At 59.9% G+C, this 14,461-nt stretch carries 13 protein-coding genes; 6 read left to right on the top strand and 7 right to left on the bottom strand.

Going from position 1 to position 14,461, the window contains the following annotated elements; genetic code table 11:
• Positions 1-55 precede the first annotated feature (55 nt).
• On the top strand, positions 56-847 hold the full coding sequence (locus ACSBLW_RS17550) for a calcium-binding protein (protein ID WP_435257889.1): 792 nt from the start codon (positions 56-58) through the stop codon (positions 845-847).
• On the opposite strand, the gene ACSBLW_RS17545 is transcribed toward ACSBLW_RS17550, so the two are convergent.
• The gene (locus ACSBLW_RS17545) at positions 840-1,604 is read right to left on the bottom strand and encodes a class I SAM-dependent methyltransferase (RefSeq protein ID WP_435257888.1); all 765 of its coding nucleotides are present in this window, start codon (positions 1,602-1,604) and stop codon (positions 840-842) included. The two genes, ACSBLW_RS17550 and ACSBLW_RS17545, sit on opposite strands and share 8 nt — an antisense overlap.
• Positions 1,605-1,839: 235 nt before the next feature.
• Between ACSBLW_RS17545 and ACSBLW_RS17540 the strand changes: the two genes are divergently transcribed.
• The 4 genes from ACSBLW_RS17540 to ACSBLW_RS17525 all read left to right on the top strand — a co-directional run bounded on the left by ACSBLW_RS17540 (position 1,840) and on the right by ACSBLW_RS17525 (position 6,722).
• The gene (locus ACSBLW_RS17540; RefSeq protein WP_435257887.1) at positions 1,840-2,475 is read left to right on the top strand and encodes a hypothetical protein; all 636 of its coding nucleotides are present in this window, start codon (positions 1,840-1,842) and stop codon (positions 2,473-2,475) included.
• Between the two features lie 32 nt (positions 2,476-2,507).
• Positions 2,508-3,275 (top strand): hydroxyacylglutathione hydrolase, encoded by a 768-nt coding sequence (gene gloB, locus ACSBLW_RS17535; RefSeq protein WP_435257886.1) that lies wholly within the window; start codon positions 2,508-2,510, stop codon positions 3,273-3,275.
• 178 nt (positions 3,276-3,453) lie between these two features.
• On the top strand, positions 3,454-5,772 hold the full coding sequence (clpA, locus tag ACSBLW_RS17530; RefSeq protein WP_435257885.1) for an ATP-dependent Clp protease ATP-binding subunit ClpA: 2,319 nt from the start codon (positions 3,454-3,456) through the stop codon (positions 5,770-5,772).
• The gene (locus ACSBLW_RS17525) at positions 5,769-6,722 is read left to right on the top strand and encodes a M23 family metallopeptidase (protein ID WP_435257884.1); all 954 of its coding nucleotides are present in this window, start codon (positions 5,769-5,771) and stop codon (positions 6,720-6,722) included. Before clpA ends, ACSBLW_RS17525 begins: the two co-directional genes overlap by 4 nt.
• A gap of 100 nt (positions 6,723-6,822) precedes the next feature.
• On the opposite strand, the gene ACSBLW_RS17520 is transcribed toward ACSBLW_RS17525, so the two are convergent.
• From ACSBLW_RS17520 to ACSBLW_RS17510, 3 genes are all read right to left on the bottom strand, one after another.
• Positions 6,823-8,550: a peptidoglycan -binding protein gene (locus tag ACSBLW_RS17520; protein ID WP_435257883.1), complete on the bottom strand. Its 1,728-nt coding sequence runs from the start codon at positions 8,548-8,550 to the stop codon at positions 6,823-6,825.
• 3 nt (positions 8,551-8,553) lie between these two features.
• Positions 8,554-9,747 (bottom strand): biopolymer transporter ExbB, encoded by a 1,194-nt coding sequence (locus ACSBLW_RS17515; protein ID WP_435257882.1) that lies wholly within the window; start codon positions 9,745-9,747, stop codon positions 8,554-8,556.
• A gap of 97 nt (positions 9,748-9,844) precedes the next feature.
• Complete coding sequence (locus ACSBLW_RS17510) at positions 9,845-10,381, bottom strand: gamma-glutamylcyclotransferase (RefSeq protein ID WP_435257881.1); 537 nt, start codon at positions 10,379-10,381, stop codon at positions 9,845-9,847.
• Between the two features lie 63 nt (positions 10,382-10,444).
• Between ACSBLW_RS17510 and ACSBLW_RS17505 the strand changes: the two genes are divergently transcribed.
• The gene (locus tag ACSBLW_RS17505; RefSeq protein WP_435257880.1) at positions 10,445-11,422 is read left to right on the top strand and encodes a DUF2125 domain-containing protein; all 978 of its coding nucleotides are present in this window, start codon (positions 10,445-10,447) and stop codon (positions 11,420-11,422) included.
• Here the strand turns inward: ACSBLW_RS17505 and ACSBLW_RS17500 are convergent.
• From ACSBLW_RS17500 to hisC, 3 genes are read right to left on the bottom strand one after another with little or no spacing between them, the layout of a single operon-like run.
• A complete protein-coding gene (locus ACSBLW_RS17500; protein ID WP_435257879.1) occupies positions 11,419-12,363 on the bottom strand; it encodes an extensin family protein in 945 nt (314 codons plus the stop codon). The genes ACSBLW_RS17505 and ACSBLW_RS17500 overlap by 4 nt on opposite strands.
• Positions 12,363-13,304 carry a prephenate/arogenate dehydrogenase family protein gene (locus ACSBLW_RS17495; RefSeq protein ID WP_435257878.1) on the bottom strand — a complete coding sequence of 314 codons (942 nt, stop codon included), beginning with the start codon at positions 13,302-13,304 and terminating at the stop codon, positions 12,363-12,365. The genes ACSBLW_RS17500 and ACSBLW_RS17495 overlap by 1 nt, the downstream gene beginning before the upstream one ends.
• Entirely contained in the window at positions 13,301-14,386 is a 1,086-nt protein-coding gene (gene hisC, locus ACSBLW_RS17490) for a histidinol-phosphate transaminase (RefSeq protein ID WP_435257877.1), read from the bottom strand. The genes ACSBLW_RS17495 and hisC overlap by 4 nt, the downstream gene beginning before the upstream one ends.
• Positions 14,387-14,461: the final 75 nt, after the last annotated feature.

The following is a 14,461-nucleotide window of genomic DNA, read 5'->3' as shown; positions in this document are numbered from 1 at the left end:
GGGTCGTGGTGAGCCATGATACCAACAGAGCCCTTATCTGCCCCAAGTGTGCGTCATGCTGGAATTTCTGATTTGGCCTTTGTTCTTCGCCGGTGCGCTGACTTATTCGCTGCTTAATGACGGTGATGACTCGGGCAGCGGTGGAGACAGTGATCCTCCCCCCGAGACACCTACGACGGAAGAGGACCTGATTGATCGGTTTGGCGAGGTATTGGCTGATTGGGATGGCCAGCAGTTACGTGAGGGAACTGCGGGCGCTGACAGTCTGACCGGAACCGACGGTGGGGATTATATCATTGGCGGCACGGGGGCCGATACGCTTGCGGGTGGCGCGGGCAATGATGTGTTGGACCATGATTTTTCCGGGCCGCAAGGGAACCATCCGCAAGACACATGGTATGACGATGGCAACGCTGACAGCCTTTCAGGCGGGGCGGACGATGATGTCTTGCGAAGCGGATCAGGCGATACGGTGTCGGGCGGCGAAGGTGCGGACCGGGTGGACCATTTCGTGGATCGTGATCCGACGGTCAGCGGTGACGGGTTTGCCGATTACGACGCGCTGCGGCTGGAGGATTTCACCTCGGGCGAGGATCAGTTGAACATCACTCTGGATCTGGAGGACGACTCGGCACCGGGGGAAAATTACCTGCCACGGGTCGAATTGCGGACGGGAACAGACGGAGAGATTGAGATCTGGGCAAGTGTCGCGCGGTATCTGACAGGTGCTCATACCGGAACGGGGGAAGAAGTGGTGTCTCCCTTTATGGTCGCCAGTCTTGCAGCAGGATCGACCATTGCACTGGCAGACATCAATGTGGCGGTGTTCTGGAACGAGGTCAGTTAAGCCCTTCGCCGGACTGGCGTGGCGAAGGCACGGCCTGCCCCACGCCTTCGAGAATTCGGAGCGGTTTGCGAACGGCTTGGACCAGCACGCCGCGAGTTGGGGCAAACACCTGCTTTGAGGCCTCGACCATCAGCACACCACCTACCAGCCAAGGCACCCGGCGCCCGATACGTTCCCAATAGTCGGCGGTCCGCAGCCAGAAGCGGCTGGATGAGGGGGGCGCAAAGAGAGCCGCCACAGCGCGTTCCGGAGTGAAACCTTGGCGCTTCAATTGCGCCTCAAGCTGGCCAAGGCTGTAGGGGCGGCCAAAGCCAAAGGGCGTGCCGTCGCGGCGAGACCACAGGCCCGAGCGGTTGGGAACGATGAACATGGCGCGACCACCGGGGCCAAGGACGCGGTAAGCTTCTTCCAGAACATGGCTGGGCTGTTCCGAGGTCTCCAGCCCGTGCATCAAGACCAGCCGATCGACCAAGCCAGTCGGCAGCGGCCAAGAGGTTTCTTCACAGAGGACCGAAACATTCTCCATCCCTGCGGGCCAAGGCATCACCCCTTGCGGGCCGGGCATCAGGCCGACGACGCGCCGCGCCTCGGCCAGATAGGGGCGCAGGAGAGGCACAGCAAAACCGAAGCCTGCAACAGTGTGGCCAGACATCGGTGGCCACATCTGGACCATTTGATCACGAATTGCACGCTGCGCCACACGACCAAGTTGGGTGCGGTAGTAAAAGCTGCGAAGGTCAAGCACGTCGAGGTGCATCAGATCTGGGCCTCAAAAGCGTTGGCGTGAAGATGGGCTGTTTCAGGTATCGCATCAAGAGCTTATGCGGCGCTGCAGTAACTCGCTGGTGTCAAAATGGCCGGCACTGAAGGGCCGGGATCGGCCTATCCCCTCCCCAATTCGCGTTTACAGGTCGCGGTTTGGACCATTAGGCTCTGTCGAACGGACAATGATTTTCAGCCGATCTTTTCAATCTGCCAAAGGAATTTTAGCGATGCGCAGAACCTTGCTACTTGCCTGTTCGGCCCTGATATCCCTGCCCCAATCTGCGGTCGCGGCGGATTGCCTTGAGGAAATTCGCGGCCTTTTTATCGGCGGCCCGATGGACCCTTTCCTTCGCCCGAACTGGCACCAAGTCACGATCCTTGTCCATCCGGACGGCTCTACAAGCCCGATGAGCGATGTGCTTTGGGACGGGCCGGTGAAGTCCCGAAACTGCTATCCGGGGGGCTGTGCGATGTCGATCGGTTCGCAAAGCTGGACCGCGCCGGGACCGGATGGCCCGTGGACCGAAGGGACAGACCCCTATTCTGGCGTTGATCCCGAGACCTTTGCGAGACAGACAACAGAGCGTCACGCAGCCTCGATCAGCGCGGCGGAATGTTTGGGCGAAGTTGATCTGGACGGCCGCCCCATGCTGGCCTACCGTTTCATCTCACGGACCGAACCGAATGAATTCGGGGCATGGTGGGGCGGCGATCATAGCCTGTGGCTCGATCCCGCAACGCACCATCCGGTCCGCATTGAACTTGCCGGCTTTCACGGAAGCTGGGCGCCAGAGCCGTCAAAAGACCTTCAGGTCACGACGACTGAGATAGATGAGACGATCCGCCTGGTCCCGCCAAATTGACTGCTGGTCAGAAACAAGAAAGAGGACGAGAATTGCCTTTGGAACTTGTGACGATCCCCTGCCTTAAAGACAACTACGTCTTTCTTTTGCACAATCCCAAAACGGGCGAGACGGCAGTGGTTGATGTGCCAGAGGCCCCACCGATTTTGTCGGCCCTCCGCGAGAGGGGCTGGACGCTGACCGATATTCTTTTGACCCATCACCATTGGGATCACATCGACGGTGTTGCCGATCTTGTGGAAGCAACCGGGGCGAAAGTGACCGGAGCCGAGGCTGACCGCCATCGTCTGCCGCCGCTGGACCGTTCCGTCAAAGACGGCGATACGCTTTCGATCTGCGATTGCCCGGTGGAAATTCTGGACGTGTCCGGCCACACCGTGGGCCATATCGCCTATTCCCTTCCGGCCGAGAAGCTGGCCTTTACTGGTGACAGCCTGATGGCGGGCGGCTGCGGGCGCTTGTTCGAAGGCACACCTGCCCAAATGTGGCAAAGCCTGTCGAAACTGGCCGCTTTGCCAAGCGATACGCTGATTTGTTCGGGGCATGAATATACCGCTTCGAACCTGCGTTTCGCGCTGACCCTTGAACCCGACAATCCTGATCTTATCTTGCGGAATACCCGGGTGACGGAGGCGCGCGCCAAATCCGAACCGACGGTGCCATCGCTTTTGAGTGAAGAGTTGGCCACCAACCCGTTTCTACGGGCGGGTCTTTCCAGCCTGAAGGCCGCAGTTGGCATGGAAAATGCCAACGATGCCGAAAGCTTTGCAGAAATTCGGGCCCGAAAGGACAAGTTCTGAGCGTGGTTTGCCCAAGACGCGTTCACTTTTAGTGTGAGAAATCTCACAAACCACAATTGGGTGATAATTCCTCTTGAAGTGCGGCAAATAAAACCGAAATTTAAGAGTATGAGGCCACGGTTGGTACGGCCCTCTCGAAGAAGGCCGCACCTGCCCCGAAGAACAGGAGCACGAAAGAGTGCCTTCGTTTTCGACCACACTCGAGCAAGCCATCCATGGCGCACTGGCCCTTGCCAATGCCCGTCGTCATGAACTCGCAACCCTTGAACATCTGCTTCTCGCCCTGATCGACGAGCCTGACGCCGCGCGCGTCATGAAAGCCTGCTCGGTCAACTTGGACGAGTTGCGGAAAACGCTGACCGATTTCATCGACGACGACCTGTCGACCCTTGTGACCGATGTCGAAGGGTCTGAGGCCGTCCCAACCGCAGCTTTCCAGCGGGTGATCCAGCGCGCGGCCATCCATGTGCAGTCTTCGGGCCGCAATGAGGTGACCGGTGCGAATGTGCTGGTGGCGATCTTTGCCGAGCGGGAATCGAATGCAGCCTATTTCCTGCAAGAACAGGATATGACCCGCTATGACGCTGTGAACTTTATCGCACACGGCGTGGCGAAAGATCCTTCCTATGGGGAAAGCCGCCCGATCACCGGCGCGGAAGAACATCAGGAAACGCCAAAGGCCGAGGCCGGAGAGGCCAAGGAATCCGCGCTGTCGAAATATTGCGTGGATCTGAACGTAAAGGCGCGGAAGGGCGATGTTGATCCGCTGATCGGCCGCGAGTCCGAGGTGGAGCGCTGCATTCAGGTGCTGTGCCGCCGCCGCAAGAACAACCCGCTTTTGGTGGGCGATCCGGGCGTGGGCAAGACGGCAATTGCCGAAGGCTTGGCGTGGAAGATCATCAAGAAAGAGGTACCCGAGGTTCTGGCCGGGGCAACGATCTATAGCCTTGATATGGGGGCGCTGCTGGCCGGCACCCGCTATCGTGGCGATTTCGAGGAACGTCTGAAAGCCGTGGTCAAAGAGATGGAGGATCACCCAGATGCGATCCTGTTCATCGACGAGATCCACACGGTCATCGGTGCGGGCGCAACTTCTGGCGGTGCGATGGATGCCTCTAACCTGCTGAAGCCCGCACTTCAGGGCGGCAAACTGCGGACGATGGGCTCGACCACCTACAAAGAGTTCCGTCAGCATTTCGAAAAGGATCGGGCTTTGTCGCGCCGGTTCCAGAAGATCGACGTGAACGAACCCTCGATCCCGGATGCCATCAAGATCCTGCAAGGGTTGAAACCGCATTTCGAGGCCCATCACGACCTGCGCTATACGGCCGATGCAATCAAATCTGCGGTCGAATTGGCTGCGCGTTATATCAATGATCGTAAGCTGCCTGACAGCGCGATTGACGTGATCGACGAGGCAGGTGCCGCACAGCATCTGGTCACCGAGTCAAAGCGCCGCAAGACGATTGGGACCAAGGAGATCGAGGCCGTCGTGGCCAAGATCGCCCGCATCCCTCCGAAGAATGTCTCGAAGGACGATGCAGAAACCCTGCGCGATCTGGAAAAGACGCTGAAGCGCGTGGTCTTCGGTCAAGACAAGGCCGTTGAGGCCCTGTGTTCGGCCATCAAGCTGGCGCGGGCTGGCCTGCGCGAGCCGGAAAAGCCGATTGGCAACTATCTGTTTGCAGGCCCCACGGGCGTCGGCAAGACGGAAGTGGCCAAGCAACTGGCCTCGTCCTTGGGCGTGGAACTGTTGCGCTTTGACATGTCGGAATACATGGAAAAGCACGCGGTTTCGCGGTTGATCGGCGCGCCTCCGGGCTATGTCGGCTTTGATCAGGGCGGCATGCTCACCGATGGCGTCGACCAACACCCGCATTGCGTCCTTTTGCTGGACGAAATGGAGAAGGCGCACCCGGATGTCTACAACATCCTTCTGCAGGTGATGGACCACGGCAAGCTGACTGACCATAACGGCCGGACAGTGGATTTCCGCAACGTGATCCTGATCATGACGTCGAACGCGGGGGCCTCTGACATGCAGAAAGCCGCGATCGGCTTTGGGCGCGACCGGAGAACGGGCGAAGACACGGCCGCGATTGAGCGGACCTTCACGCCCGAATTCCGCAACCGTCTGGATGCCGTGATCTCCTTCGCGCCGCTGGCCAAGGAAACCATCTTCCAGGTGGTCGAAAAGTTCGTGCTGCAGCTTGAGGCCCAGTTGATGGATCGCGGGGTGCATATCGAACTGACGCCAGAGGCCGCGACGTGGCTGGGTGACAAAGGCTATGATGACAAGATGGGCGCACGTCCTTTGGGCCGCGTGATCCAAGAGCACATCAAAAAGCCTTTGGCCGAAGAACTCCTGTTTGGCCGTCTGGTAAAGGGTGGGGTCGTGACCGTGAAGGTCAAAGACGATGCGATTGCCCTCGAAATCGAGGAACCGCAAAAGCCGCGCCTGACGGGTTCTAAGCCTCCGCTCCTGACGGCCGAATGATCCGGACAGTTCTGGTTCTGATGCTGGCCCCCGCTTCGGCGGGGGCCTTTTCCATGGAATGGCCCATAGACTGCACCTTGGAGGAAACCTGTCATATTCAGCAGTATATGGACCGCGATCCATCCACCACTTTCGCCGACTTTACCTGTGGCCCGCTCAGCTATGATACGCATAGGGGCACCGACATCGCCTTGTCTTCGCTTGCGGCCATGCGCAAAGGTGTCATGGTCCGGGCCGCAGCATCCGGCGTGGTCAAGGGCCTTCGAGACGGGATGGAGGATATCTCGATCCGCGCCACGAATGCCCCCAAAATCGAAGGTCGCGAATGCGGTAACGGCTTGGTCATCGACCACGGCGATGGCTGGGAAACGCAATACTGCCATATGGCCAAGGGCAGCCTGCGCCATTCTGTGGGTGCGAAGATAACTGCCGGAGAGGGGCTTGGTCTTGTTGGTCTATCTGGCAACACCGAATTCCCGCATTTGCATGTCTCGGTTCGCCATAACGGGATTGAGATTGATCCTTTTGATCCAGACGGAGCCGCCAAATGTGGCGAGGGGCCCGAGGCTCCGCTCTGGTCTGACCCTATCCCCTATCAACCCGGCGGACTGATCGCTATCGGCCTTTCCGATGCGGTGCCGTCGTGGGAGGCGATCAAGGAAAGCCTGCCCATTCCCACCCCAGACCGCAACGCCCCCGCGCTTGTCCTTTGGGTCCATTATTTTGGCAACCACGCAGGCGACACCCTGCGCCTGACCTTGACTGGCCCCAGTGGCCGTACCCTCTTCACTGAAGACGTGATCCTTGAGCGCACACAGGCACAGGGCTTTCGCGCCGTCGGGCGCAAACAGCGGCAGGCCATTCCTGCTGGGGATTACAGCATTTCCGCGGTGCTGCTGCGCGGGGGCATCGAGATCGACCAACGCGCAACCAGCGTCCCGCGCCGCTGATTGCCCCTTTATCTTGGCTCAAATATCCCGAGGGTCAGCGTTTTGGCCGTGGCCAAAACGCGAAAAGGGGGCAGAGCCCCCTTGCCCGCAATTGCCAATTTCAGCGCTCGGTCAGTTTCAACTCGATCCGGCGGTTCTGGGCGCGGGCAGCTTCACTGTCCCCATCGGCCACAGGGCGATATTCGCCAAAGCCGGTCGCCGCCATCCGGTCGGGCGGAAAGCCCAGCTCGTCCTGCATGAACCGCACCACCGACAGCGCCCTCGCCTGCGACAGTTGCCAATTGTCGGCAAACTCGCCCGCGCCAGACAGCGGCACGTTGTCAGTGTGACCGTCGACCCGAATGATCCAATCAATGCCTGCCGGGATTTCCGCACGGACATCGTTCAAAATCTCCACGACCCCGGCGATTTGGGCACGGCCTTCTGGGGCAAGATCGGCCGATCCGGGATTGAATAGAACCTCTGACGAAAAGACGAAACGATCGCCCACCACGCGCACACCCTCACGTCCGCTCAAGAGCCGGGACAACTCGCCGAAAAATTCGCTGCGGAATTTTTCAAGGTCTGCATTGGCGGCTTCCAGACGCTTACGTTCGGCCTCTTCCAATTCGGCGCGGCGACGTTGTTCGACCGCGACCTGCGCCAAGGCTGCGTTCAACTGATTGCCAAGCGATTCAAGCTGCACCTTGGCTTCCGCGTCGCGGTCGGCTGACGCATCCAGAACCGCCTGAAGTGAGCCAAGCTGCGCGCGAAGTGCCGCGATCTGTTCGTTCAGCAGGGCTACTTTCTTTGATGCCTCGACAACCTTTGCCTGCTCTTCGGTGAGCGCCTTCTCGGCAGCCGCAAGAACCGCATCCCGACGCTCTTTATCGGTCAGATTGGCGGCGGCGGCTTCGGCGGCTTTTGCTGCCTCGGTCTGTGCAGCGGCCAAAAGGATAAGTGTTTCTTCGGCCTTTTTGCGCTGGTCTTCCAAGGCCAGTGTCATTGCTGTCAGTTCCGTGTCGGAATTCTTCAGTCGCTCGCGCAATGCTTCCAAGGCCGCAGCATCGGCCAGCCTTGCGGCCTCTTCCTCGGTCAGGGCAGCTTCGGCCTTTGCCAGATCTGCCTTTGCGGTGGCCAATTCGGCGGCAGTGGACTCCGCCCCTGCGGCTTTGGTCCTGAGGTCTGCAAGCAGGGCTTCCAGCGCCTCACGCCGAGCGGCGGCAAGACGAGCGGCTTCGGCGCCCGCGTCAATCTCATCCCGCGCTTTGGCAAGGGCAAGATCCAGCGCCTCTTTCTCGGTAATCAGGCGCGCTTGCGCGGCTTCCAGATCGGCGACGGTTGCCGCCAGACCTTCCGCCTTGGCCGAGGCTTCGTCGCGCTGCCCTTCCGTTGTCACAAGCCGGGTGGTCAAGCTGGCCACTTCGGCCCGTGCAGCATCGCGTTCGGCCAGAAGGCTTGCTACCTGCGCCTCGAAACTGGCAATCCGGCCTTGCGCGGCGGTCAACTCGCCTTCGCGCTCCGCAAGATCGCTGGTCAAGCCGGCAATCACGCTGTCCTGCCGTTCGCCTTCGGCCCGCGCCGCCGCAAGGCCGGCGGTCAATGATCCGATCTCTTCTTGCAGGGACGAGACCTTGTCGCGCTCAAGACCAAGGGCATCGGCCAAGCTTGCGACCTGCGCGGTCAGGCTGTCCAACTCATTGTCCTGTGTGGAAATAGTTTCCTGCAGGACAGATTGCATGACGGTGAAGATGGTCAGAACGAACATCAAGACCATCAACAGCGTCGTGACCGCGTCGACAAAGCCCGGCCAGATGATCGAGGAATCGCGGCGGCGGGACAGGCCCATGGCTTAGCGCCCCACGCCGGTGCGGGCGAGTTGGCGGACGGCGGCAGTCAAGGCCGTGAGGTCAGCGCGCAGATCGGCGATACTTTCTTGCCGTCCGGCCGCGATTTCTTCCAAAATCCTCAGAAGTTGGACATCGATCGACCGCAAGCGCATCCGCGCCTCGGCATCTGAGGATAGCCCTCCCTCCGCATCTCCCATGGCACGGACGAGGCGTTCCTGGCTGTCAGCGATACGAGACAGAACGGCCGTCTGCCCTGCCTCTGCCTCCATCTTGCCTGCGACGGCGGTGATGGCTTTGGTCAGTTCGGTCAGTCTTTGATCGGTTGCTTCGCGGGCCGTTTCGGCCTGAATGACCAGCGTCTGCATGATTTCCATTTGTTCGACCATGCGGTCGAGAACAGCCGTCACACCTGCGCCATCGCCTTCGCCTTCGGCTCCGGCATAGCCAAGACGGGTGATCGACGAGAGCCATTCTTCGAGTTCCCGGTAAAAGCGGTTTTGGCCATGACCAGCGAAAAGTTCCAACAACCCGACGACAAGCGACCCAGCGAGGCCAAGCAGCGAGGAGGAAAACGCCGTGCCCATGCCGCCCAACTGCGCCTCCAGCCCGCCCATCAGTTTCGAAAAGACGGCAAGGCCGCTTTCGCCTTCTGTAGGGGCCAGCGAGCGGATCGTTTCTACCACGGCAGGAACGGTGGTCGCCAGACCGTAAAAGGTGCCCAAAAGACCAAGAAAGATCAGCAAGTTGGTCAGATAGCGCGTGATGTCACGGGCTTCGTCGATCCGGGTTGCTACAGATTCAAGGATCGACCGCGAGGACGAGGCCGAGATATGGGCTTGCGATGACCCGCGCGACCGCAAAAGCGAGGCAAGAGGCGCCAAGAGGCGCGGCGGGCGGGTGATTTCATGGCCCGGCACATTCTGGGCAAAGCCTTCGATCCAACTGACCGATTGCATCAGGATAAGCACCTGCCAAAAGCAGGTCAGCACACCCAGAACAAAGATTACGCCAATAAAGCCGTTCAGCCAGAGGTTCGACAGAAACACTTCTGCGACTTGACCATGGATCAGCCAGCCGCCAGCGGCGACAAGGGCCGCCACGACCAACATCGTCACGATTTGCTGGATGGGTTGGCTAAAGATCGCCGCGGCGCGCACGCGCGCCGTCCCCTTTGCCCCGGCCTTCAAATTTTCCATCAGGCGCTGCCTGCCCGTTGTTCTGCTCGGACCAAGAATAAGCGACAGTCAGGCGAAAATCCAAGTGCCGCCTGCGTCAGACGCGTGAAAAATACTGTCAGGCGGTCAGTTTTCGCACCCGATCGGCCAACCAGACCAAGTCCGGATCGGCAATCCCCAATTCGGCAAGGTGATCGGCTGTCGACCAAAGGTAGTCGCGATTTGGACCGCGCCCCCCTGTCGAGCGGGCAATGATCTGCGCCTGTTCTTCCAAATGCAGGCCGCCGCAATACTGGTCGTGATCGGGGTCGATCACATAACAAAGCGCCGTGACTTGCCCACCTTCGGCAAGTTCGGCTGTCAGCCATGTTTCCAGATAGGCGCTGGAGATAAGCTCTCGTTCCCGCAAAAGTGCCAATGTGTCGGCCTCTGCCCCCGGCGTGACGCGAAAGGCGACACCATCGCAGCTGGCGTCAGGTGCAGCGTCCAACGCCAAGACAAGCCCCGGATCTGCAACGGTGCCGCGATGATGGATCGAGCGCATGCAAAAGCTGCGATGCCAGCCATTGACCCGCGCGACACATGCCTCGGCCACCGGAAATTCCGGGTTCCAGATCAGCGATCCATAGCCAAAGACCCATAGTGTCTCGGTCATGTGACTGGCCCTCCTTTGCTATGCCCTCTAAACATCAGCGCGAGACGAATGAAAAGGTGTGGCATGCGCGGGCTTTTATGGGTGTCGGTCCTGCTTATGGGCCTGTGGTCGGTTTATTGGTTTATTGGCAGGACGGCCGTCGACCGAGCAGCCGTTGGGTTCTTTGCGATGGCCCCCGCGCAGGGGCTAGAGGCGGAGCACAAGGGCCTGTCCGTCGCGGGCTTTCCGAACCGGTTTGATCTGACGGTAACCGAACCTTCGCTTGCAGACCGCCAGACTGGGTTCGGCTGGCAGGCGCCTTTCGTGCAAATCTTCTCGCTGTCCTATAAGCCGTGGCACGTTATCGCGGCCTTTGCGTCCGAACAGATGGTGCTGACGCCCTATGAAAACCTTTCCATCACATCAGAAAAGCTTCAGGCAAGTGTGGTGGTCGAGCCGAATGCCAACTTGACCTTGGACCGAACGACGTTGATCGGCGCTGGTCTTGGAATTGCTTCATCGCTGGGATGGGACTTCAAGGCGGAAAACCTTCGCTTTGCGACGCGCCAAGACCCTTCGCGTGAAAATGTTCACCAGATTGGACTAGACCTTCTGGCGCTCACCCCGGACCAAAGCCTGTCTCGCTTGCTGCCCGAAATGCCGGCTCTGATCGAGAAAGTACATCTTGATGCCTTCTTGGGCTTTTCGGCCCCGATTGATCGCTTGGCCGGTCAGTCACGGCCAGAACTGCAACTGCTTGAAATCAAGGAGGCCAGCCTTGGCTGGGGCGATCTGGCAGTCTTTGCAAAGGGCGATCTACCAATTGCCGACGGGTCGCCAGAGGGCCGCGTGGATCTGCGGATAGAGGGCTGGCGGAGGCTTTTGCCGTTGATCGAACAGTCTGGCGCAGTGAAAGCCGAGGTGTTGCCGACGGTGGAACGGATGTTGGAGACGTTGGCTGCGCAATCAGGAGATGCCGAGGTTCTGGAAGTGCCTCTGATTTTCGCGGGCGGTCAGATGCGTCTTGGCCCCCTGCTCTTGGGCCCGGCCCCCCGGTTTTAACGGCAATAAGATCCGCTGCGATAGCGCGCGACATCGAAGTGCAGATGGTCTTCGTGGAAACCATCAGAACCCGGCCCCAGCGTGGTACCAAAGGTGCCGCAGGCTGCCTTGTGCACCTTTCGCATGGATTTGTCATAATTGCGTAGAACCGTGGCAGACTTGCCGTTCGAGAAGGTGATGGCGCTGATGTCTATAGCGTTACCGCGCCCATGTTCCGAGATCTTTGCGCCGCGTTTGTTGTTACGCGGGCGGCAGGCATAGCTTGCGGCGATGGTCAGTTCGACAACATTGCCCTTGCCGTAGGTTGGCTCAACGGCCTTTGTGATCCAAGTCCTCAGGGCCTTTGCGGTCTCGCAATTGATCGTCGCGCCATTCTTCAGCCGCACCCCGGCGACGCTGGTGACCTTGACGGGGTAGCTGATTCCGCAGCCTTTGGTCTTGGCGCTGATCGGAGAAAGCGTTTGGCCCTTTATGTCAGGAATACCGCAGACAGAGCCCTTTTTGGACACCGCGACCTCTTTTCCCGGCAGGACGCGAACGGCGGCCGCTTGTTTGGCCACCAAGCCTTTGGGCCGCTTCATCGGTCGCGGAGAGGATACAGCCGCGGCCTTTATGACTTCGGCTGGCACGGCGGCGGCTGGTGAAGCCGTTTCTGCGGGTTCACCAGCCGGGGCCACGGGCATAACCGAGGCCGCGGTCGCAAGCACGATTTCTGGGCGCGCCCGCGGGCGCAACAAGCTGACAGGCGCAACCGATTGCGGGGCTGTGACTTCGGCAATTTGGGGCTGCACAGGTGCGACAACCACCTGAGGCTCGGCAATGGCAGAAGATTGGGCTGGGCGCGGCAGGGGGCGTGGCGACGACTTTGGTGGCTCCGCAAAAGCCGGAGCCGTCAGAATGGCGGCCGAAACAGCCAGAACCCACACACGAACCTGTCGCATCACTCTTTGCCTTCTCCCCCACCTCCGGCAGCTGGCGCAGTGCGGCCGAAGTCTGGCGCAGAAGTATCCTGACCTGCCTCAATGATTCCACGTCGAATCGCGCGGGTGCGGGTGAAGTAGGCGTGAAGATGCTCACCGTCGCCCATACGGATAGCGCGTTGCAGGACAAAAAGCTCTTCGGCAAAGCGGCCAAGGATATCCAGAACCGCGTCTTTGTTCGTCAGAAAGACATCGCGCCACATCGTCGGGTCGCTGGCCGCGATCCGGGTAAAGTCACGAAAGCCCGAGGCTGAATACTTGATGACTTCCTGTTCCGACACGCGCCGCATGTGATCAGCCACGCCGACCATCGTATAGGCAATCAGGTGCGGTGTATGGCTGACCACGGCCAGAACCAGATCATGGTGTTCGATGTCCATCACATCGACATTGGCCCCGATCGCCTCCAGCAAACCACGCAGGCGTTGGGTTGCGGCCTCGTCGGCCCCTTCCAGCGGGGTCAGTAGCCACCAGCGGTTCTTGAACAGGGTCGCAAAACCGGAACGTGGGCCGGAATATTCGGTTCCCGCAAGCGGGTGACCGGGAATGAAATGGACGCCTTCAGGGATATACGGCTGCACCGCATCGACAACGGCACGCTTGACCGAACCGACATCGGTAACGGTAGCACCCAGGGCTAAGTGAGCCGAAATTTCGGCTGCAATGGTCCCCATCGCGCCAACCGGCACGCAAAGAACCACAAGGTCTGCACCCTTGACTGCCTCGGCAGCAGTTTCAAAGACCTCATCGCAGAAAAGCTCAAGCGCGGCGGCGCGGGTTTCAGCGGATTTTGCATGGCCAACGATGCTGCCCACCAGACCGGCCTGCCGCATGGCATGGGCCATGGAACTGGCTATCAGCCCGAGGCCGATGAGGGCAACACGGTTGTAGACCACGGTCATTTCAACCCCTTGAACTGACCAACGGCATAGGCCACGCGGCGGCAGCTTGCTTCATCGCCCACGGTGATCCGCAGGCAATTGGGCAGCTTGTATCCCGCTACGCGGCGCACGATCAGACCCTGTTTTTGCAGGAACTCATCGCAGGCCTCGGCCTCTTCGGTGCTGGCAAAACGCGCAAGCACGAAGTTCGCCATGCTGACGTCAGAGGGCACGCCAACTTCGGCAAGTGCCTCGGCAAGCCAATGGCGCATGCGCGCGTTTTCATTGCGGCATTTCACGACCCAGTCCTGATCGCGAACAGCCGCCTCGGCCACCTCAAGCTGGGTGGTCGACAAGTTGAACGGTCCACGGATGCGGTTCAGTACATCAATGATGTGGCGCGGACCATAGCCCCAGCCAATCCGGAGCCCCCCAAGGCCGTATATCTTTGAGAAGGTGCGTGTCATGAAGACATTCTCGCGCACTGTCGCAAGGCCGGCGCCACCATCATAGCCGTCGACATATTCCGCATAGGCGCCGTCAATCACAAGAATTGCCTGTTTCGGCAAACCAGCCGCCAGACGCTCCATTTCAGCCGGGCTGATCATGGTGCCCGTCGGGTTGTTCGGATTGGCGATGAAGACCAGTTTCGTGCGGCTGTTACAGGCCTTCAGGATGGTATCGACATCCGCCATCCGCTCCCGCTCCGGCACTTCCACCGGCGTTGCGCCGACAGCAAGCGCACTGATGCGGTACATCAGGAAGCCATGTTCGGTGAACACGACCTCGTCCCGAGGCCCGGCATAGGCTTGGCACAGGAAGGTGATGATTTCATCCGACCCGACACCGCAAATGATGCGGTCTGCGTCCAGACCATGCGCCTCGGCAATCGCGGTCCGAAGGGAAAGGTGATCGGTATTCGGATAGCGGTGCAGGCTGTGCACGGTCTTTCCGAAGGCTTCCTTGGCCTTGTCCGATGCCCCAAACGGGTTCTCGTTGGACGAAAGCTTTACCACATTGGCAACACCGGCGACATGCGCCTTTCCGCCTTCATAAAGCGCGATGTCCAGAATACCGGGCTGAGGGCGGATCGTGTCGTTCATAACTAGGCTCCAACTTACCCGCGGTTTCTAGCGGGGCCGCATCGTCATGACCAGTCTGATTAGCGCGGGGAGGAC

It is taken from the genome of Thioclava sp. FR2, assembly GCF_051200875.1.
Lineage (GTDB): Bacteria > Pseudomonadota > Alphaproteobacteria > Rhodobacterales > Rhodobacteraceae > Pseudotabrizicola.
This window is presented reverse-complemented; position numbering and strand designations above follow the sequence as displayed.